Below are 19429 nucleotides of genomic sequence, written 5' to 3' on the forward strand. Positions count from 1 at the left end.
TCATGCGCTGGCTGAAATTCACCGCCGCAGGCAATACATCCTGGGGCCTCGTCGAGGGCGACACCGTCACCACCGTCAACGGCGATCCGTTCGGCGAATGGAGCAAGACGTCGAAGACGCATGCGTTGAAGGACGTCAAGATCGAGCTGCCGCTGATCCCGCGCACCTTCTACTGCGTCGGGCTGAATTATTTGAAGCACCTCAAAGAGGCCGCCGACAAGGCCGGCACCGTGCCGAACGTTCCCGATCGTCCCGAGATCGGCTACCGCGCGCAGAACGCGCTGATCGCCCATGACGAGAACGTCGTGATCCCCGCGAGCGCGACCGAGAAGATCCATTACGAGGGCGAGCTCGTCGTCGTGATCGGCAAGACCGCCAAGCACCTGACCGAGGCCAACGCGATGGACTGCGTGTTCGGCTACACCATCGGCAACGACGTCTCCGAACGCAGCTGGCAGAAGGCGGATCGCGGGCTGTGGCGTGCCAAGAACGCCGATACCTTCAAGCCGATGGGCCCGTGGATCGAGACCGATGTCGACCTCGACCGCATGGAGACCGCGATCCGCGTCAACGGCAAGGAAACCGGCCGCTTCCACACCAACGAGATGATCTTCGGCATCGTCCCGTTCCTCGTCGAACTGACCAAATATTTCACGCTGTCGCCCGGCGACGTGATCTGGATGGGCACCGACGGCGCCTCGCCGGACCTGAAGGACGGCGACGTGGTCGAGATCGACATCACCGGCATCGGCACGCTGCGGAACAGGTTCGTGAGGGAGAAGGTGTGAGGCGGCTTGCACCACTTTAGAGCCGTCATCCTGAGGTGCTCGCGAAGCGAGCCTCGAAGGATGCACGGCCGCCGCTCCATCCTTGCGTCGAGAGCCGGGCCGTCGTGCTTCGAGGCTCGCTGCGCTCGCACCTCAGCATGACGGTGATGGACCGGGTCGCTTCTCTCTCCATTTGTCGTCCCGGCTTTCGCCGGCACGACGGCGAGTTTGTGGCGCCGCTGGTGGATCACACACTCGCATTCTCGCGACGGCATTTGCCCGACGGGCCATCGTGACGTGATCACACAGCCGTTCGCATCGTGACAACACAGGGCAAAGCGCAATAAGGTCCGCGCGCACTCATCAGACAAGTCAGCCATGCCACTTTCACGCCGAACGTTGCTTCAGGGCTCCCTGCTATCGGCCGCAGGGATCGTTTGCGGGCCGTCGACCGCCCTTGCCGAGCAGCCCGCGGAGCTTCCGACGTCGGAGCAACGCAAGCAGATGGCTGACCTGGCCGCCGACTTCATGAAGGACTACGATGTACCGGGTCTTTCGATCGCGATCGCAATCAAGGGAAAGCCGGCTTATGTCGAGGCGTTCGGGGTTGCGGATCGGGAGACCGGCGAAGCATTGACCCCGCAACACCGCTTCCGGATCGCGAGCATATCGAAGCCTGTGACCTCGACCGGGATCTTCACCCTGATCGAGGCCGGCAAATTGCGGCTCGGCGACTATGTGTTCGGCGCAAGCTCCATTCTCGGCAAGGACTATCCGACGACACCCACGCTGCCAAGCTTGATGCCACCCGGCTCGTCTCGCTCCCATGTCGAGCAGATCACGGTCGAGCATCTCTTGACCCACACCACCGGGACCTGGGGAAACCAGTCTCGCGATCCGATGTTCATGAACCAGAACCTGAAGCATCGCGAACTGATCAGCTGGACGCTGGAGCATATGCCGCTCACCAGTCCGCCAGGCGAAGCCTATGCCTATTCGAACTTCGGCTATTGCATCCTCGGCCGCGTGATCGAAAAGCTGAGCGGCCAGAGCTACGAGCAATACATCAAGGACGCCGTCCTGAAGCGATGCGGCATCACCGACATGCAGATTGCCGGCAATACGCTGGGCGAGCGCGCAAGCAACGAAGTGAAATACTACAGCCAGACCGGCGATCCGTACCGGATGAACGTCGCCCGGATGGATTCGCACGGCGGCTGGATTGCGACGCCGGGCGATTTGACGACGCTGTTCGTCCATATCGACGGCTTCAAGGACACTGAGCAGCTGCTGACCGACCGACAGCCTCCGCGTCATGAGCACCCCCAGCGCCATCAACCCCCGCTACGCCAAGGGCCTGTTCGTCACCGCGAACAATAATTGGTGGCACAGCGGCCTGTTGGACGGAACGACGACGATCTCGGTGCGAACCAGCGGCGATTTCTGCTGGTCGGCGTTCACCAATACCAGGTCGCGGGAAGGCATGACCCGCGCCCTCGACCTGCTGGTCTGGCACATGGTCAAGACGGTGCCTGACTGGCATCCTCAGAAGCGCGCCTAGACCCTCCCGTCATTCCGAGATGACGTGAACGAGCAATGCAAATCCGGGCTCTCCTCACCGCGCGGCCCGCGGCCTGCTCTTCACGTGATCGATGAAGGCGCGCAGCTTCGGCATGATCTGGCGATGGCCGGGATAGTAGAGGAACACGCCCGGCGTCGTCGGCGCGAATGGCTCCAGCACGCGGACGAGCTTCTTCTCCTTGACGGCGCCTGATATCAGCGGTGCGGGGACTTGCGCGAGGCCCACGCCTTCGATGGCGGCGCCGACCAGCGTCGGAAAATCATGGCCGATGAAGGATCCCGACACGGCAAGCTCGATCGAACGGCCATTGTCGTTCAGCGACCACGGCGCGAGCCCTCCGTTCGACCGCCGGAGCCGCAGGCACGCGTGCGCGCGCAGATCGTCCGGACGCTTGGGGCGGCCGCGGCGCGCGAGATAGTCCGGGCTGCCGACGATGGCGAACGGGAACGGCTTGGTCAGGCGCACCGCGACCATGTCCGGATTGATGAACTGGCCCATCCGGATGCCCGCATCGAAGCCGCCGGCGGCGAGGTCGACCAATTCCTCGCTGGCGGCGAGCTCGACCTCGATCTCGGGATAGGCCTTGCAGAACGAGGCGATCAGCGGCTCGAGCAGGATCGGCACCACCGAGCGCGGCACGGTGAGACGCAACAGCCCGGCGGGCTTCTGCCCGAGCTCCCGCGCCGCCCCGCTCGCCGCGACCAGCTCCTCGAATGCCGGTCTTGCGCGCGCCAGAAACCGTTCGCCGGCGTCGGTCAGTCCGACGCTGCGGGTGGTGCGAATGAACAGCACCGCGCCGAGGCGCGCCTCGAGGGCGCGCACCGCCTGGCTGATCGCCGATGGCGTGACGCCGAGCTCGGCCGCCGCACGGCGAAAACTGCGGTGCTGGGCGACGGCAAGGAATGCCTCGACGCCGTCGAGCGCGCCCTGCCGGACTGTGAAGTTCTGCTTCATGGCCCGTGAACATTATCGCGAATAGTCGCTCGCGGAAAGCTGCCTTACATCGGAGCCACAAGCGGCAGCAACGCGACGCGCGCTGCTCACGCGACATCACGACATCCGTCGTGAACGGAGACATGCGACCGATGCAAGCAATCCGTCACACAATCCTGGCTCTCACCCTCACTCTGACAGGCGCCACCATCATGACCGCTCCCTCCCCTGCTCAAGCCCAAGTACAGGCACAAGCCGCCTCCACCATCACCACAGGCGTGATGGTCATCCTCACTGCGAAAGCCGGCGTCACCCGCGATCAGGTGATGGCCGTGATGCCGGACGAAATCCGGCAGACCGTGCAGCTCTATCTCAACGGCAAGATTCGCGAATGGTATTCGCGCTCCGACGGGCGCGGCGTGGTCTTGCTGCTCGACGCCAAGGATGTATCCGAGGCGCACGCGATCATGGAAGGGCTGCCGTTGTCCAAGCTCGATCTGATGGATCACGAGTACATCGGGGTCGGCCCGCTGCTGCCGCTCCGCCTGCTCGTCGCCAAGCCCTGAGCGTCAAGGTCCTGAACGCAAGCCAACCGAACCGATCGACAACAAGGAAATCCGCCGATGCCCCCGGGCTTCAATCTTCCATTCGTCCTCAGCGTCGCCGGCGGGTTTCTGACAAGTGCCGTCGTGGCCGTCACCTACGTCTGGCCGGCGATCCGCGCGATGCCACGTGACAACGCGCTCCGACTGCTCGCAGCGTTCCATGCGTTCAGGTTCCTGGGCATGAACTTCATGGTGGCCGGGTTCGTGTCGCCGCAGTTGAGCACGGATTTCGCAAGCGAGGTCGGATGGGGCGATCTCGTCGCCGCCGTTCTCGCGCTGCTTGCGATGGCGGCGCTGTCCTGGCGGTGGGCGATCGCGATTCCGATCGTCTGGGTCTTCAACATCTGGGGCACGCTGGACCTTCTCAACGCCTATTACAACGGCGTGAAGATCGGCGATCCCGGCCTGTTCGGCGCCGGCATCTATATTCCGGCGCTCTATGTGCCGCTGCTGCTGGTCAGCCATGTCATGGTGTTCATGATTCTGTTGAAGACCAAGTCGACAGAACAGGCAGCATGACCCGTATCTTCGTAGGATGGGTAGAGCGTAGCGAAACCCATCAAGTCGAACCCGCGGCACCAGGATGGGTTTCGCTTCGCTCTACCCATCCTACCGACTGGTTCGACCGTCATCCCCGCGCAAAGGCTTCGCCTTTGTCGCTGGAGGTGCGAGCCTTGCGGCGCACTTGCGCCGCTGGGCGAGCCTCGAAGGATGCACGGCCGGGCTGGAAGGCCGTTCGCCCTTCGAGACGGCCGCTACGCGGCCTCCTCAGGGTGACGGGACAAAATTGAGCGCGCGGCCCCATCATCGTCGTCACCTCAAAACGGCAACGCCACGCCGGTCTTGATCTCCTTCAGGATCACGTTGGTGCGGACGTGGCGGATACCGGGAATGCGGAACATGAACTCGTCGAGGAATTTGTTGTAGGCGTCCATGTCGCGCACCACGACGCGCAGATGATAGTCGGCGTCGCCGGTGGTCGCGAAGCATTCCAGCACTTCGCGGCGCTTCATCACCCGCGCGACGAACTCGTCGACGAATTTGACGTCGTGGCGCTCGAGCGAAACGTGCAGGATCGCCGAGGTCGCAAAGCCTGCGCGCTCGCGCGCGACCAGCGCCGAATAGCCCGAGATGACACCGGACTCTTCCAGCGCACGAACCCGGCGCCAGCACGCCGAGGTCGACATCCCGACGGTTTCCGCAAGCTGCTGGTTGGTGGCGCGGCCGTCCTTCTGCAGTTCGGCGAGGATTTTCTCGTCCTGCTCTTCGACCATTGCGAGGCCCTCGATTTGGTAGATCCTACCGAACTACATCGTTCTCAGCAATATCCTGCCGATTTTTCCGCGACAAATGAATGGATAGGTAAGACCTACCACGCCCACAGGCATAGCCTTGTCGGATCAGACATCGCGAATCCCGGAGAGGTCAGTCATGGGCCAGATGCCGTTGCTCGACGCCTATCAGCTGTCCGAGCGCTACAGCCGCGACCGCGGCCGCGTCTTCCTCACCGGCACGCAAGCGATCGTCCGCATCGTGCTCGACCAGGCGCGGCGCGACCGCGCTGCCGGCCTCAACACCGCGGGCTTCATCTCCGGCTATCGCGGCTCGCCGCTCGGCGGCGTCGATCTCGAACTGTGGAAGATCGGCGAGCAGCTCAAGGACAGCCGCATCGAATTCCTGCCCGCGGTGAATGAGGACCTCGCGGCGACCGCCGTACTCGGCTCGCAGCAGGTCGAGACGCAAAGAGATCGCGAGGTCGATGGCGTGTTCGCCCTTTGGTACGGCAAGGGCCCCGGCGTCGACCGTTCCGGCGATGCGCTGAAGCACGGCAATGCCTATGGCTCCTCGCCGCGTGGCGGCGTGCTCGTCGTCGCGGGCGACGACCATGGCTGCGTGTCGTCCTCGATGCCTCATCAGTCCGACGTCGCCTTCATGAGCTGGTTCATGCCGACGCTGCATCCGGCCGATATCGGCGAATATCTCGCATTCGGCGAGTATGGGTACGCGCTGAGCCGGTTCTCCGGCATGTGGGTCGGCTTCAAGGCGATCTCGGAGATCGTGGAGTCCGGCGCCTCGGTCGAGCTGCGGCCGCCGCGCCGTTTCGTGCAACCGGATTTCGTGCCGCCGCCCGGCGGCCTGCATTATCGCTGGCCGGATCTGCCGGGCCCGCAGATCGAGGAACGGCTGGAGGCGAAGAAGCACGCGGTCTACGCCTTCGCGAAAGCCAATCCGATCGATCGCCACATCTACGACATCAAGGATGCGAGCTACGGCATCGTCACCACGGGCAAGGCGCATCTCGATCTGATGGAGGCGCTGCGGCTGGTCGGGCTGGATGAAGCCGCGTGCCGCCGCTTCGGCATCGACATCTACAAGGTCGGCATGGTGTGGCCGCTGGCGCTGCACGATGCGATGGAGTTCGTGAAAGGCAAGCGCGAGATCCTCGTGGTCGAGGAGAAGCGCGGCATCATCGAGAGCCAGTTCAAGGAGTATTTCTACGACTATCCCGGCGCCAAGCCGGACCGGATGGTCGGCAAACATGACGAGAGCGGCGCGCGGCTGATCTCCTGGACCGGCGAATTGTCGCCGCGCATGCTCGCCGACGTGCTGGCGCGCCGGCTCGACCCGATGTTTCCGGAATTGCAACTCGCTCGCCGCGTTGCCGCGCTGGTGCCCGAACAGGACCGCATGATCGCGGTGCCGGGCGCGACCCGTACGCCGTATTTCTGCTCGGGCTGCCCGCATAACACCTCGACGAAAGTGCCCGAGGGCTCCAAGGCGCTGGCCGGCATCGGCTGCCATTTCATGGCAAGCTGGATGGACCGCGAGACCTCGTCGCTGATCCAGATGGGCGGCGAAGGCGTCAACTGGGCGGCGTCATCGAAATTCACCGGCAACAGCCACGTCTTCCAGAATCTCGGCGAAGGCACCTACTATCACTCCGGCTCGATGGCGATCCGGCAGGCGATCTCTGCGAAAGCCAACATCACCTACAAGATCCTGTTCAATGACGCGGTGGCGATGACCGGCGGCCAGCCGGTCGACGGCCCGGTCAGCGTGCAGGCGATCGCGCACTCTGTCCGCGCCGAGGGCGTCGCGCGGATCGCGCTGGTGTCGGACGATCCCGCGCATTTCTCGCCGGTGGATCTGCCCGCCGGCGTCACCATCCATCCGCGCGAGGCGATGGATGCCGTGCAGCGCGAGCTGCGCGCAATTCCCGGCGTCACCGTGCTGATCTATCAGCAGACCTGCGCCACCGAGAAGCGGCGGCGGCGCAAGCGCGGCACGATCGGGGATCCCGCGCGCTTCGCCTACATCAACGACCTCGTCTGCGAGGGCTGTGGCGACTGCTCGGTGGAATCCAACTGCCTCAGCGTCGAGCCGAAGGAAACGCCGTTCGGCCGCAGGCGCCGGATCAACCTCTCAACCTGCAACAAGGACTTTTCCTGTCTCAACGGCTTCTGCCCGAGCTTCGTCACCATCGAGGGCGGCAAGCGGCGGGCGAAGAGCGCGAGCGCGATCGATCCGCTGGCGCGCGCAGCCGCGCTGCCGGTACCGGAGCTTGCGGGACTGGAGCGGCCCTATGATCTCCTTGTCACCGGCGTCGGCGGCACCGGCGTCATCACGGTCGGCGCATTGATCGCGATGGCCGCGCATCTCGAGGGCCGCGGCGTCTCGGTGCTCGACTTCACCGGTTTTGCGCAGAAGTTCGGCCCCGTGCTGAGCTACCTGCGGCTGGCGGTTACGCCCGACGCGCTGCATCAGGTGCGGATCGACCAGGGCGCGGCTGACGCGCTGATCGGTTGCGACCTCGTGGTGAGCTCGTCGGCAAAAGCATCCGGCACCTATCGCAAGGGAATGCGCGCCGCGGTCAATATCGCCGAGATGCCGACCGGCGACGTGGTGCGCTTTCGCGATGCCGACCTCGCCTCGCCGGTTCGCTTGCGCGCGATCGAGCGAGTGATCGGGTCGGGCAACCTCACCATGATCGACGCCAACGCGCTGGCCGAGCGGCTGCTCGGCGACAGCGTCTTTGCCAACATCATGATGCTCGGCTTCGCCTGGCAGCAGGGCCTGGTGCCGGTCTCGCTGGAGGCGCTGACGCGCGCGATCGAATTGAACGGCGTCGCCATCGAGCGCAACAGGCAGGCGCTGGCCTGGGGCCGGATCGCCTTCGCCGATCCGGAGTTCTTGCCGAAGGCCGACGGTGCTGCGGCCGATGTCCCGGAGACGCTGGAGCAGGTGATCGCGAGGCGCGCCGATTTCCTCAGGGCGTATCAGGACGAGGCCTATGCCGCGCGCTATCGGGCGACAATCTACCGCGTGCGTCGCGCCGAAGTGGCGCTCAGCAGCGAGACCTTGACCGACGCCGTGGCCCGGTCGCTGTTCAAGCTGATGGCTTACAAGGACGAATACGAAGTGGCGCGGCTGCATATGCAGAGCGGCTTCCTCGACGAGCTCAGCCAGGAATTCGACGGCGACTTCACGGTGCAATATCACCTTGCGCCGCCGTTCCTGCCAGCGCGGCGCGATGCACGGGGACGGCCGAGGAAGCGCGCGTTCGGACAGTGGATCCAGACGCCGCTGCGGTTGCTCGCGAGCCTGAAAGGGCTGCGCGGCACACCCTTCGACCTGTTCGGCTACGCCGCGGAGCGCCGCACCGAGCGCGAGCTGATTACCTGGTATGAGGCGCTGATCGAGACCATGCTCGGCAAGCTCGACAAGGCACGGCTGCCCGATCTCGTCGCGCTGGCAAAGGCGCCGATGGAGATCCGCGGCTATGGGTCGGTGAAAGACGCCGCGATCGAAAAGACCAGGGCGGAGGTTGCGCGGCTCACCGCGCGACTTGCCTCCGCCCCGTCAGACCAAGGCGACGGCTCAGGCCGCCGCGCGGCGCTTGGCGGGTGATATCAGGCCGACCACGACAGTCGCGAGCACCGCCACGACGATGTTGAGCAGCAACGCGCCGAGGCCGACATAGAAGCTGTAGCTGGCATCGCCGAGCGAGATGCTGGCGAGCGGCTTCAGCCCGTTGCTCCACGCCGTATACGTGCCCCAGCCGATGCCGACCGCCCAGCCGAGCAGCAGCCCTTCGGCGCGGAACCAGACGGTGAACAGCCCGAACACCAGCGCCGGCAGCGTCTGCACGATCCAGAGGCCGCCAAGCAGTTGCAGGTCGAGCGCATATTGCGTCGGCAGGAACAAGATGAAGGCGAGCGCACCGACCTTGACCACCAGCGATGTGATCTTCGCCACCGACGCCTCACCGGCGTGCGAGATGTCCGGGTTGACGTAGGACTTCCAGACATTGCGCGTGAACAGGTTGGCGGCGCCGATGCTCATCACCGCCGCCGGCACCAGCGCGCCGATCGCGATCGCCGAGAACGCAAAGCCCGCGAACCATTCCGGGAACAGCGTCTTGAACAGCATCGGCACCACGTCGTTCGGCGAAGTCACCTTGATGCCGGCGGCATAGGCCATGTAGCCGAGCAGCGCGATCAGGCCGAGCAAGAGCGTATAGGCCGGCAGCAGGATCGCATTCTTGCGGATGGTATCCGCCGACTTCGAGGCGAAGATGCCGGTCAGCGTGTGCGGGTACATGAAGGCGGCGAGCGCCGAGCCCAGCGCCAGCGTCGCATAGGGCAGATACTGTCCGGGCTTCAACGTCAGGCCGGTGGCGCCGCCCTTCGCCGTGAAGGCGTCGTTGGCGGCCGAGAACACCGCGCCGTAGCCGCCGAGCTTCGCGGGCACCACGACCACGGCGGCCAGCACCACGATGTAGATCATGATGTCCTTGACGAAGGCGATCAGCGCCGGCGCGCGCAGGCCGGAGCTATAGGTATAGAGCGCGAGGATCACGAAGGCGGCGATGATCGGCAGTTCGCCGGATAGCCCCATCGCCTTGATCACGACCTCCATGCCGATCAGCTGCAACGCGATGTAGGGCATGGTCGCGACCAGGCCGGTCAGCGCCACCGCGAGCTCGAGCGCGCGCGAGCCATAGGCGCCGTGGACGACATCGGCGGCGGTGACGTAGCCGTTCGCATGCGCCTTCTTCCACAGCACCGGCATGACAGCGAACACGAAGGGATAGACGATGATGGTGTAGGGCAGCGCGAAGAAGCCGTAGGCACCGACCGCGTAGACCAGCGCCGGCACCGCGATCACGGTGTAGGCGGTGTAGAAATCGCCGCCGACCAGGAACCAGGTGATCCAGGTGCCGAACTGGCGACCGCCGAGGCCCCATTCGTCGAGATGCTCGCTGACCGGGCCGGATTTCCAGCGCGCCGCGAAGAAGCCCATCACGGTGACGAGCGCGAAAAAGAAGATGAAGACGGAGAGCGCCACCCAGGCGATGTGATCGGTCATGGCTGTCCCCTCACCGCGGCTCGTCGGTATCGGGCCGGCGGCTGCGATAGACCAGCCAGATCAAGAGCGAGGAGATCGGCACCCAGGCGAGCTGGTACCAGTAGAAGAAGGGAAAGCCGAACAGCGACGGCTCGACGAAATTATAGAACGGCACGCACAGCAAGCCGATGAACGGCAGCAGCAACAAAATCCACATGGCCTACTCTTTGACGCAAGACACAGCTCAAGGCGGGAGGTTCCGCTGATCATGGCAACGATCCAGGAACCGGTCCGTTGCGTCTAGAATCACGGTTACGGCAATGCGACGCAAAAAGATGTGATCGTCACCTGGCGCATGCCGCCTATTCGGCCTTGATGCCGGCGTCCTTTATCACCTTGCGCCAGCGCGCCTCCTCGCCGGCAAAGTAGCGGTCGAGCTCGGCCGGAGGAGAGGCCACCATCACGAGGCCCTCATTGACGCTGAGCTTCTTGAAGGCCTCCGCCTGCACGGCCTTGGCCGCCGATCTGTTGAGGCGGTCGATGATGTCGGTCGGCGTATTCGCCGGCACGTAGAGGCCGTACCAGGATTCGGCGACATAGCCGGAGGCGCCGGCTTCCGAGACCGTCGGCAATTGCGGGAACGCAGGCGAGCGTTCGGCCGACGTCACTCCGATCGCGCGCAGCTGCCCGGCCTCGACCAGCGAGGCGCAGCTTGCCACCGTGGTGAACATTACCTGGATCTGGCTACCCAAGAGGTCGGTGATGGCAGGCGCCGCGCCCTTGTAGGGAACGGTCGTGAGATTGACCCCGGCCATGTGCTTGAACAGTTCGCCGGCGAGATGCGCCGAGGTGCCGGTGCCATAGGTGCCGTAGGACAGCTTTTCCGGATCGGCCTTCGCGGCCGCGATCAGATCGGCAATCGACTTGATCGGCGAAGCGGGATTGACCACAACGACGTTGAAGGAGCGCGCCACCAGCGCCACGGGCGCAAAATCCTTGTGCGCATCATAAGGCAGCTTGCTGTAGAGGCTCGGATTGACCGCGTTGGCGAAGGTCGCCATCAGCAGCGTGTAGCCGTCGGATGGGCTCGCCGCGACGCTCTGCGTGCCGATGATGGTGCCCGCCCCCGGCTTGTTCTCGATGATGACGGTGACGCCGAGATCCTTCTGCATCTCCTGCGCCAGCGTCCGCGCCACGACATCGGTGCCGCCGCCCGGCGCGAACGGCACCACGATCTTGACGATGTGGTCGGGATAGGCGGCGCGCGCCGGCAGTTGCAGCAGCAGGTTTGCTGCGAGCGCGAACAGGAGTGATGCGAGGAGACGAAACGGCATGACGGACCCCGGCAGGTGAGGCGATCTTCATACACGCAACGGCTATGCAACGGCTGCCGGGTGGTCATGACGCGGAAGGAACGTCGTACTATTAGTCCCGTCATCCCCGCGCAAAGGCTTCGCCTTTGTCGCTGGAGGTGCGAGCGGAGCGAGCCTCGAAGGATGAACGGCCAGCAGCCGGGCCGTGCATCCTTCGAGACGCCGCTGCGCGGCTCCTCCAGCGACAAAGGCGAAGCCTTTGCGCGGGGATGACGGTGGATAAAGGGCGCACGCGTGCCATCATCGCAAGCGCCCGCGCCGCTCACGAATACGGATTGATCAGCTTCTGCTGCTCGGTGGCGTGATGGACCAGCAGGTCGATGAAGGTGCGGACCTTCGCCGAGAGATGATGGCGATGCGGATAGACAGCATTCATGGTGAGCTCGACCGGCCGGTATTCGGGCAGCAGGCGGACCAGTTGTCCCGACTCCAGCTCGTCGCGAACCAGGAAGCCGGCCGCGAGGAAGACGCCGACGCCGGCCAGCGCCGCGAGCTTCAGGGTTTCGCCGCTGTTGGAGATCAGATTTCCGGAGACGCGCACTGCGGCCGGCGTGCCCTTGCGGTCGGCGAAGCGCCACTCGTCGCCATAGGGATAGTTGGCGTGGCGCATGCAGTTGCGCGCGGAGAGGTCGGCCAGCAGCGTTGGCTTGCCGTGCTGTTCGATATAGCCGTGCGAGCAGCACAGCACGTGGCGCCAGGTCGCGATGGTGCGCACGATCAGGCTGGAGTCCGGCGGCGGCACCATGCGCACGGCGAGATCGTAGTTCTCGTCGATCAGATCGGCATTGCGCTCGCCGATCGTGAGATCGACCTTGACCTCGGGATAGGTGGCGAGGAACTCGGCCACCGCGGGCGACAGGAACTGGACGAGATGGGTGTTGGTGAAGATGCGCAGGGTGCCGCGCGGCACCGATTGCTGGGCGCCCGCGATGTCGTCGGCCTGCTCGATGTCGGCGAGGATCTGGACGCAGCGGTCGTAATAGGCCTGGCCGACCTCGGTGAGGCTGACCTTGCGCGTGGTGCGGTTGAGCAGCCGGGCGCCGAGCCGGTCCTCCAGCGACTGCACGTGGTTGCTCACCATGGTGGTGGACATGTTGAGCTTGCGGCCGGCCGCGGAAAAGCCGCCGGTGTCCACGACCCGGACGAAGGCGGTCAGGCTGGTCAGGCGATCCATGCGGCAAGGTCCGGATTATCAGCGCTGGGTTGATAATGCTTCCAGTTTTATCGGGATTATCACAGCGGGGAGGACATTGCATCTAAGGGGCGTACTGGGCGCCCTTTCTGGAAGGACGCGAATGTTCGACCCGGAGGATGCCATGTCGACCACCACTTATGTCCCTGAACAAGCAACAAAAATCGGCCTCCGCCCGTCGCGGAAAGCGGTCAAGCGGGTGGCGCTCGGGCTCGCCGCGATCATCGGCGTCGCCGTGGCAGCCGACTTTGGCTACGACTACGTCACCACCGGCCGCTACCTCGAAACCACTGACGACGCCTACGTGAAGGCGGACTCCACGATCATCGCCCCGAAAGTCTCGGGCTACATCGCCCGCGTGCTGGTCACCGACAACCAGCCGGTGAAGGCCGGCCAGCTGCTGGCCGAGATCGACGACCGCGATTACCGCACCGCGCTCGGCCAGGCCAAGGCCGATGTCGACGCCGCTACAGCCTCGGTACGCAACCTCGATGCCCAGCTCGAATTGCAGCAGCCGATCATCGACCAGAGCACGGCCGACGTCACCGCCGCCGAGGCCAACCTGAAATTCGCGCAGGAAGAGCAGACCCGCTACGACGGGCTGATGAAGTCCGGCTCCGGCACCATTCAGCGTGCGCAACAGACCGACGCGGCGCTGCGCGCCAACACCGCGCAATTGCAGCACGCGAAGTCGGCGCTGTCGGCGGCCCAGCGCAAGGTCGACGTGCTGACCACGCAGCGCGCCCAGGCCGCAGCGCAGGTGGACCGCGCTCGCGCGGTCGAGCAGCAGGCCGAGCTCAACCTGTCCTACGCCCGGATCACCGCGCCGGTCGACGGCACGGTCGGCGCCCGCACGCTGCGCGTCGGGCAATATGTGCAGGCCGGCACCCAGCTGATGGCGGTGGTGCCGCTGGACGCGGTCTATGTGATCGCCAATTTCAAGGAGACGCAGCTGACCCATGTGCGCAACGGCCAGCCGGTCGAGCTCACGGTCGACAGTTTTCGCGGCACCACGCTGAAGGGTCATGTCGACAGCCTGTCGCCGGCCAGCGGCCTCGAATTCGCGCTGCTGCCGCCCGACAACGCCACCGGCAATTTCACCAAGATCGTGCAGCGCGTGCCGGTCAAGATCGTGCTCGACGATCAGAGCCTCACCGGCCTCTTGCGCCCGGGCATGTCGGCGATCCCGACCGTCAACACCAAGGCGACGGTGCTGGCCGAGCGCGAGGAGAAGCGGCGGCTGGCATCAGCGACGCGGGCGAACGGCGGATAGGACCAAACGCTTCTTCGGCTGGCTCCGCGCGATCGATCACCCATCGGTGGTCGATCGCGTTTTGCTGTCTACGCCCTCTTCGCCTCTCCCGCTTGCGGGTGGGGGGCTCTCTCCGCGAGTCATCTTGTGGAGCCCCCGCAAGCGGGAGAGGGAGCTTGAGAGGCGTGCTCACCTCACTAGTCGACGGCACGCAGGCCAAACGCAGCCGTCGTGCCGTGGCCATAACCGCAGTCGCTCTCTCAGCCGCAACCGTTGATTATCAACCTCTACCGGACAATCCTTCCAGTCTTTCCCGGATTATCGAAAGCGACCGCCTAATACATTTTGCGTGTGTAAGCCAGAGAACACGCCGATGACCGCACTTCAGCCCACAGCCGACGCCCCGAACGCCACCGCGCTCCCCGCCCCCGCAGCGCCGGCGGCGCCGGCGATCCCCACGAAAACCTGGATCGCGGTGATCGGGGCGACGCTCGGCGCGTTCATGGCGGTGCTGAACATCCAGATCGTCAACGCCTCGCTCGCCGACGTGCAGGGCGCGATCGGCGCCGGGATCGACGACGGCGGCTGGATCTCGACCTCCTATCTGATCGCCGAGATCGTGGTGATCCCGCTCTCCGGCTGGCTCGCGCAGGTGTTCTCGGTGCGCATCTATCTGCTCACCAATGCGCTCCTGTTCCTGGTGTTCTCGGCGGCATGCGCGCTGGCGCAGGACCTGCCGCAGATGATCGCGCTGCGCGCGGTGCAAGGCTTCACCGGCGGCGTGCTGATCCCGATGGCGTTCACGCTGATCATCACGCTACTGCCGAAGGCCAAGCAGCCGATCGGGCTCGCGCTGTTCGCGCTGTCGGCGACGTTCGCGCCGGCGATCGGCCCGACCATCGGCGGCTATCTCACCGAGAACTGGGGCTGGCAGTATATCTTCTATGTCAACCTGGTGCCGGGCGCCGTGATGATCGCGATGCTCTACGTCTCGCTCGATCCGAGCCCGATGAAGCTGTCTCTGATCCGCCAGGGCGACTGGCTCGGCATCATCACCATGGCGGTCGGCCTCGCCGCGCTGCAGACCGTGCTGGAGGAAGGCAACAAGGACGACTGGTTCGGCTCGCCCTTCATCGTCCGCCTGTCGGTGATCGCCGCCGTCGCGCTGGCCGCCTTCCTGATCGTCGAGTTCACCGTCGAGAAGCCGCTGCTCAATTTGCGCCTGCTCGCCCGCCGCAATTTCGGCTTCGGCATGCTGGCCAACTTCCTGCTTGGCATCGCGCTGTACGGCTCGGTGTTCATCCTGCCGCAGTACCTCGCGCGCATCCAGGGCTACAATGCCGAGCAGATCGGCATGGTGCTGGCCTGGACCGGGCTGCCGCAGCTCGCGCTGATCCCGCTGGTACCGCGGCTGATGCAGCGCTTCGACCCGCGCCTCATCATCGGCGTCGGCTTCGCGCTGTTCGCCGGCTCCAACTTCATGAACATCTTCATGACCAACGACTACGCCACCGACCAGCTGTTCTGGCCCAACATCGTCCGTGCCATCGGCCAGGCGCTGGTGATGGCGCCGCTGTCGGCGGTTGCGACCGCGGGCATCGAGCTGGAGAATGCGGGCTCGGCCTCCGCGCTGTTCAACATGATGCGCAACCTCGGCGGTGCGGTCGGCATCGCCGTGCTGCAGACGCTGCTGACCAAGCGCGAGCAATATCACTCCAACGTGCTGATGCAGTCGGTCTCGCTGCTGGAACAGGCCACGCGCAACCGGATTGAGCAGCTGACGCAGTATTTCATGAACCACGGCGTCGCCGACCAGGCCGCGGCCGCCCACCGCGCAATCGCGGCGATCGGCAAGGTCGTGCAGAAGCAGGCCTACATCCTCGCCTTCAGCGATACCTTCTACCTGCTCGGTGTCGCGCTGATCATCGCACTCGCGGCGACACTATTCCTGAAGAAGCCGGGCCACCTCGCTGGCGGCGGTGCGCACTAACCCAAACCACAACTACGGAGAACGACCATGAAACCCCGTATGAACTTCTACCAGGCCGCACCCGAGACCATCAAAGCGCTGGTCGCGGTCGAAAACCAGATTGCTGCGAGCGGCCTCGAGCAATCGCTGATCGAGCTGGTCAAGACCCGCGCCTCGCAGATCAACGGCTGTGCCTACTGCATCAACATGCACACCGAGGACGCCCGCAAGCATGGCGAGACCGAGCAGCGGCTCTATCTGCTCAACGCCTGGCGCGAATCCCCGCTCTACAGCGAGCGCGAGCGCGCGGCGCTAGCCTGGACCGAAGCGCTGACGCTGGTGTCCGAGACGCATGCGCCCGACGCCGACTATGAAGCCGTGCGCGCCCAGTTCTCGGACAGCGAGCTGGTCAACCTGACCACGCTGATCGGCGCGATCAACGCCTGGAACCGGATCGCCATCGGCTTCCGCGCGGTGCATCCGGTGAAGGCGAAGGCGGCGGCGTGAGCAGCGCGGACGATCCATCCCCGTCATCCTGAGGAGCCTGCGCAGCAGGCGTCTCGAAGGATGCACGGCCACAGTCGGGCCGTCGATAGTCGGGCCGTCGATCCTTCGAGGGCCGCTGAAGAAGCGGCCACCTCAGGGTGACGGTGCCAAGGCGATGCGCAGACCGTAGGGTGGGTTAGCCGAAGGCGTAACCCACCATTCTCTCCGTGGTGAGCAAAGTCGGTGGGTTACGCTGCGCTAACCCACCCCACCCAGTGTCAAACCGCCGTCGCCTTGGCGAACTCGACATAGATCTCGCGCAGGCGGTCGGTGATCGGACCCACCTTGCCGCCTCCGACCTTCTTGCCGTCGATCGCGACCACCCCCTGCACGAACACGGAAGCGCTGGTGATGAAGGCTTCCTTGGCGGCGAGCGCTTCCTCGATCGTGAAGGCGCGCTCCTCGATGCGCAGCTGGCGTTCCTCGGCGAGCTTGACCACCGCCTTGCGGGTGCAGCCGGGCAGGATCTCGTTGCCGTTCTGCCGGGTCACGATGACATCGTCCTGGGTGACGATGAAGGACGAGGACGAGCCGCCCTCGGTGACCTTGCCGTCCTCGATCATCCAAGCTTCGCCGGCGCCGGCCGCGGCCGCCGCCTGCTTGGCCAGCACCTGCGCCAGCAGCGCCACGCTCTTGATGTCGCGCCGTTCCCAGCGGATGTCGGGCACCGTGATGACGTTGATGCCGGTCTTGGCCGAGGGCGCGTTGATGATGTCCTTTTCCGAGGTGAACATCACGAGCGTCGGCTTGACGTCGGCCTTCGGGAAGGCGAAGTCGCGACCCTTGTCGGCGCCGCGGGTGACCTCGAGATAGACCATGCCGTTGACGAGGTCGTTGCGCGCAACCAGCTCCTTCTGGATCTCCTCGATCCGCTCCAGCGTCTCCGGCAGCGCGAGCTGGATCTCGCCGACCGAACGCTTGAGCCGCGCCAGGTGTGAGGCGTTGTCGATCAGCTTGCCCTCGAGCACCGCCGCCACCTCGTAGATGCCGTCGGCGAACAGGAATCCGCGGTCGAACACCGAGACCTTGGCCTCCGAATGCGGCACGAACGAGCCGTTGACATAAGCGATCTTTTCCACGCGAGTTCTCCTGCGGACGAAGGGGGGTTCAGGCCTTCGTATACGCAAATTGTTAACGGGGGAAAACCCTGTAGCAGCCGTCATTCCAGGGCGATGCGCAGCATCGAACCCTCAGGTGCGCCTCTTCGAGGCGCCCCGGAATGACAGGCGGAGAGGCTCCCTAAGCTCAGTGCTGCAGGATCTTCGACAGGAACTTCTGCGCGCGGTCGCTGCGCGGCGTGCCGAAGAAGTCGGCCTTCTTGGCATCCTCGACGATCTCGCCGCGGTCCATGAAGATGACGCGGTCGGCGACCTTGTTGGCAAAGCCCATTTCGTGGGTCACGACCATCATGGTCATGCCCTCGCGGGCGAGGTCGACCATCACGTCGAGCACTTCGCTGATCATCTCCGGGTCGAGCGCCGAGGTCGGCTCGTCGAACAGCATCGCGATCGGGTCCATCGCCAGCGCGCGGGCGATCGCGACGCGCTGCTGCTGGCCACCGGACAACTCCGCCGGAAACTTTTTGGCATGATCCTTCAGCCCGACGCGCTCCAGAAGCTTCATGCCCTTGGCGGTGGCGTCCTCAGACTTGCGGCCGAGCACCTTCTCCTGCGCGAGGCGGAGATTGTCGATGATGCGCAGATGCGGAAACAGCTCGAAATGCTGGAACACCATGCCGACGCGCGAACGCAGCTTCGGCAGGTCGGTCTTGGGATCGTTGACCTTGACGCCGTCGAGCGTGATGTCGCCGCCCTGGATCGGCTCCAGCGCATTGACGCATTTGATCAGGGTCGACTTGCCCGAGCCGGACGGGCCGCAGACCACCACCACCTCGCCCTTGGCGACGCTGGTGGTGCAGTCCTTCAGCACCTGGAAGCTCGGCCCGTACCATTTGTTGACGTGGTTGATCTCGATCATGCGTGACTCAGGCGTTGCAGCGAGCGCGCTTCCACCTCTCCCATCGGGAGAGGTCGGCGCGCAGCGCCGGGTGAGGGATTGCGGTCTATCGATGGAGCAAAACCCCTCACCCGGATCGCTGACGCGATCCGACCTCTCCCGATGGGAGAGGTGAAGGGGGCCGTGTCTTGAATGTTCGAAAGCATGACTGGCTACCGGACAATCGCGATGCGCGACTGCAGGCGGCGAACGCCATAGGACGCGACACAGGAAATGACGAAGTAGACCAGCGCGGCGAACAGGTACATTTCGACCAGGCGGCCGTCGCGCTGCGCGACCTTGCTGGCGGCGCCGAGGAAATCCGGGATCGACAGCACGTAGACCAGCGAGGTGTCCTGGAACAGCACGATGGTCTGCGTCAGCAGCACCGGCAGCATGTTGCGAAACGCCTGCGGCAGCACGACGTAGCGCATCGACTGCGCGTAGGTCAGGCCGAGCGCGCTGGCCGCGGCCGGCTGGCCCTTCGAGATCGACTGGATGCCGGCGCGCATGATCTCGGAGAAATACGCCGCCTCGAACGCGATGAAGGTGATCAGCGAGGAGGCGAAGGCGCCGACCGTGATCGGCCGCGACGCGCCGGTCAGCCACTGCCCGATATACGGCACCAGGAAGTAGAACCAGAAGATCACCAGCACCAGCGGCAGCGAGCGGATGAAGTCGACATAGAAGCCCGCGATGCGCCCGAGCACCTTGTAGCTCGACAGCCGCATCAGGGCGATCAGGGTGCCGAACACCAGGCCGCCGAACGCTGCGAGCGCGGTCAAGGTCAGCGTGAAGCGCATGCCCTCCAGGAACAGGTAGGGCAGCGAGCGGCGGATGACGTCGAAATCGAAACTGCCGATCATC

At 64.9% G+C, this 19429-nt stretch carries 18 protein-coding genes; 9 read left to right on the top strand and 9 right to left on the bottom strand.

Going from position 1 to position 19429, the window contains the following annotated elements; translation table 11 throughout:
• Positions 1 to 2 precede the first annotated feature (2 nt).
• The 3 genes from J2R76_RS21765 to J2R76_RS21775 all read left to right on the top strand — a co-directional run bounded on the left by J2R76_RS21765 (position 3) and on the right by J2R76_RS21775 (position 2328).
• A complete protein-coding gene (locus tag J2R76_RS21765; RefSeq protein WP_076827590.1) occupies positions 3 to 788 on the top strand; it encodes a fumarylacetoacetate hydrolase family protein in 786 nt (261 codons plus the stop codon).
• 483 nt (positions 789 to 1271) lie between these two features.
• Positions 1272 to 2147, top strand: coding sequence for a serine hydrolase (locus tag J2R76_RS21770; protein ID WP_244558803.1), 876 nt, complete (start codon positions 1272 to 1274; stop codon positions 2145 to 2147).
• A complete protein-coding gene (locus J2R76_RS21775; RefSeq protein ID WP_244558804.1) occupies positions 2083 to 2328 on the top strand; it encodes a hypothetical protein in 246 nt (81 codons plus the stop codon). The genes J2R76_RS21770 and J2R76_RS21775 overlap by 65 nt, the downstream gene beginning before the upstream one ends.
• 54 nt (positions 2329 to 2382) lie before the next feature.
• Here J2R76_RS21775 and J2R76_RS21780 read toward each other — a convergent pair whose 3' ends face one another.
• Positions 2383 to 3303, bottom strand: a complete 921-nt coding sequence (locus J2R76_RS21780; RefSeq protein ID WP_076827592.1) for a LysR family transcriptional regulator — start codon at positions 3301 to 3303, stop codon at positions 2383 to 2385.
• Between the two features lie 131 nt (positions 3304 to 3434).
• Between J2R76_RS21780 and J2R76_RS21785 the strand changes: the two genes are divergently transcribed.
• Positions 3435 to 3848 carry a hypothetical protein gene (locus J2R76_RS21785; RefSeq protein ID WP_244558805.1) on the top strand — a complete coding sequence of 138 codons (414 nt, stop codon included), beginning with the start codon at positions 3435 to 3437 and terminating at the stop codon, positions 3846 to 3848.
• Positions 3849 to 3905: 57 nt separating this feature from the next.
• Complete coding sequence (locus tag J2R76_RS21790) at positions 3906 to 4406, top strand: hypothetical protein (protein ID WP_076827596.1); 501 nt, start codon at positions 3906 to 3908, stop codon at positions 4404 to 4406.
• Between the two features lie 299 nt (positions 4407 to 4705).
• On the opposite strand, the gene J2R76_RS21795 is transcribed toward J2R76_RS21790, so the two are convergent.
• Complete coding sequence (locus tag J2R76_RS21795; protein WP_057015467.1) at positions 4706 to 5161, bottom strand: Lrp/AsnC family transcriptional regulator; 456 nt, start codon at positions 5159 to 5161, stop codon at positions 4706 to 4708.
• A 157-nt stretch (positions 5162 to 5318) separates the two neighbouring features.
• Here J2R76_RS21795 and J2R76_RS21800 point away from each other — a divergent pair, with 157 nt between their 5' ends.
• The gene (locus J2R76_RS21800) at positions 5319 to 8795 is read left to right on the top strand and encodes an indolepyruvate ferredoxin oxidoreductase family protein (protein WP_253624930.1); all 3477 of its coding nucleotides are present in this window, start codon (positions 5319 to 5321) and stop codon (positions 8793 to 8795) included.
• Here the strand turns inward: J2R76_RS21800 and mctP are convergent.
• The 4 genes from mctP to J2R76_RS21820 all read right to left on the bottom strand — a co-directional run bounded on the left by mctP (position 8766) and on the right by J2R76_RS21820 (position 12782).
• Entirely contained in the window at positions 8766 to 10256 is a 1491-nt protein-coding gene (gene mctP / locus J2R76_RS21805; RefSeq protein WP_076827599.1) for a monocarboxylate uptake permease MctP, read from the bottom strand. The genes J2R76_RS21800 and mctP overlap by 30 nt on opposite strands.
• A gap of 10 nt (positions 10257 to 10266) precedes the next feature.
• Positions 10267 to 10452 carry a DUF3311 domain-containing protein gene (locus tag J2R76_RS21810; RefSeq protein ID WP_076827601.1) on the bottom strand — a complete coding sequence of 62 codons (186 nt, stop codon included), beginning with the start codon at positions 10450 to 10452 and terminating at the stop codon, positions 10267 to 10269.
• Positions 10453 to 10597: 145 nt separating this feature from the next.
• Entirely contained in the window at positions 10598 to 11569 is a 972-nt protein-coding gene (locus J2R76_RS21815; RefSeq protein WP_253624931.1) for a tripartite tricarboxylate transporter substrate binding protein, read from the bottom strand.
• Positions 11570 to 11870: 301 nt separating this feature from the next.
• Positions 11871 to 12782, bottom strand: a complete 912-nt coding sequence (locus tag J2R76_RS21820; protein ID WP_057015472.1) for a LysR family transcriptional regulator — start codon at positions 12780 to 12782, stop codon at positions 11871 to 11873.
• Positions 12783 to 12924: 142 nt separating this feature from the next.
• Here J2R76_RS21820 and J2R76_RS21825 point away from each other — a divergent pair, with 142 nt between their 5' ends.
• The 3 genes from J2R76_RS21825 (at position 12925) to J2R76_RS21835 (ending at position 16528) form a co-directional block, all read left to right on the top strand.
• Positions 12925 to 14073 (top strand): HlyD family secretion protein, encoded by a 1149-nt coding sequence (locus J2R76_RS21825; protein ID WP_076827751.1) that lies wholly within the window; start codon positions 12925 to 12927, stop codon positions 14071 to 14073.
• Between the two features lie 352 nt (positions 14074 to 14425).
• Complete coding sequence (locus tag J2R76_RS21830; RefSeq protein ID WP_076827605.1) at positions 14426 to 16042, top strand: MDR family MFS transporter; 1617 nt, start codon at positions 14426 to 14428, stop codon at positions 16040 to 16042.
• A 27-nt stretch (positions 16043 to 16069) separates the two neighbouring features.
• Positions 16070 to 16528, top strand: a complete 459-nt coding sequence (locus tag J2R76_RS21835; RefSeq protein WP_057015474.1) for a carboxymuconolactone decarboxylase family protein — start codon at positions 16070 to 16072, stop codon at positions 16526 to 16528.
• A gap of 257 nt (positions 16529 to 16785) precedes the next feature.
• On the opposite strand, the gene J2R76_RS21840 is transcribed toward J2R76_RS21835, so the two are convergent.
• The 3 genes from J2R76_RS21840 to J2R76_RS21850 form a co-directional block, all read right to left on the bottom strand.
• On the bottom strand, positions 16786 to 17646 hold the full coding sequence (locus tag J2R76_RS21840; protein WP_057015475.1) for a D-amino-acid transaminase: 861 nt from the start codon (positions 17644 to 17646) through the stop codon (positions 16786 to 16788).
• Between the two features lie 166 nt (positions 17647 to 17812).
• Entirely contained in the window at positions 17813 to 18544 is a 732-nt protein-coding gene (locus tag J2R76_RS21845) for an amino acid ABC transporter ATP-binding protein (protein ID WP_057015476.1), read from the bottom strand.
• Positions 18545 to 18735: 191 nt separating this feature from the next.
• Entirely contained in the window at positions 18736 to 19428 is a 693-nt protein-coding gene (locus J2R76_RS21850; protein ID WP_057015486.1) for an amino acid ABC transporter permease, read from the bottom strand.
• Position 19429 lies beyond the last annotated feature (1 nt).

It is taken from the genome of Bradyrhizobium sp. USDA 4532, from assembly GCF_024171315.1.
Classification (GTDB): domain Bacteria; phylum Pseudomonadota; class Alphaproteobacteria; order Rhizobiales; family Xanthobacteraceae; genus Bradyrhizobium; species Bradyrhizobium australafricanum.

Excerpts from the sequence above, each read along its gene's own strand:
- J2R76_RS21810 (WP_076827601.1), bottom strand. The coding sequence starts at position 10,452 with ATGTGGATTTTGTTGCTGCTGCCGTTCATCGGCTTGCTGTGCGTGCCG.
- J2R76_RS21830 (WP_076827605.1), top strand. The coding sequence starts at position 14,426 with ATGACCGCACTTCAGCCCACAGCCGACGCCCCGAACGCCACCGCGCTC.
- J2R76_RS21820 (WP_057015472.1), bottom strand. The coding sequence starts at position 12,782 with ATGGATCGCCTGACCAGCCTGACCGCCTTCGTCCGGGTCGTGGACACC.
- J2R76_RS21835 (WP_057015474.1), top strand. The coding sequence starts at position 16,070 with ATGAAACCCCGTATGAACTTCTACCAGGCCGCACCCGAGACCATCAAA.
- J2R76_RS21775 (WP_244558804.1), top strand. The coding sequence starts at position 2,083 with ATGAGCACCCCCAGCGCCATCAACCCCCGCTACGCCAAGGGCCTGTTC.
- J2R76_RS21790 (WP_076827596.1), top strand. The coding sequence starts at position 3,906 with ATGCCCCCGGGCTTCAATCTTCCATTCGTCCTCAGCGTCGCCGGCGGG.
- J2R76_RS21795 (WP_057015467.1), bottom strand. The coding sequence starts at position 5,161 with ATGGTCGAAGAGCAGGACGAGAAAATCCTCGCCGAACTGCAGAAGGAC.
- mctP (WP_076827599.1), bottom strand. The coding sequence starts at position 10,256 with ATGACCGATCACATCGCCTGGGTGGCGCTCTCCGTCTTCATCTTCTTT.
- J2R76_RS21770 (WP_244558803.1), top strand. The coding sequence starts at position 1,272 with ATGGCTGACCTGGCCGCCGACTTCATGAAGGACTACGATGTACCGGGT.
- J2R76_RS21825 (WP_076827751.1), top strand. The coding sequence starts at position 12,925 with ATGTCGACCACCACTTATGTCCCTGAACAAGCAACAAAAATCGGCCTC.
- J2R76_RS21850 (WP_057015486.1), bottom strand. The coding sequence starts at position 19,428 with ATGATCGGCAGTTTCGATTTCGACGTCATCCGCCGCTCGCTGCCCTAC.
- J2R76_RS21780 (WP_076827592.1), bottom strand. The coding sequence starts at position 3,303 with ATGAAGCAGAACTTCACAGTCCGGCAGGGCGCGCTCGACGGCGTCGAG.
- J2R76_RS21765 (WP_076827590.1), top strand. The coding sequence starts at position 3 with ATGCGCTGGCTGAAATTCACCGCCGCAGGCAATACATCCTGGGGCCTC.
- J2R76_RS21800 (WP_253624930.1), top strand. The coding sequence starts at position 5,319 with ATGGGCCAGATGCCGTTGCTCGACGCCTATCAGCTGTCCGAGCGCTAC.
- J2R76_RS21845 (WP_057015476.1), bottom strand. The coding sequence starts at position 18,544 with ATGATCGAGATCAACCACGTCAACAAATGGTACGGGCCGAGCTTCCAG.
- J2R76_RS21785 (WP_244558805.1), top strand. The coding sequence starts at position 3,435 with ATGCAAGCAATCCGTCACACAATCCTGGCTCTCACCCTCACTCTGACA.
- J2R76_RS21815 (WP_253624931.1), bottom strand. The coding sequence starts at position 11,569 with ATGCCGTTTCGTCTCCTCGCATCACTCCTGTTCGCGCTCGCAGCAAAC.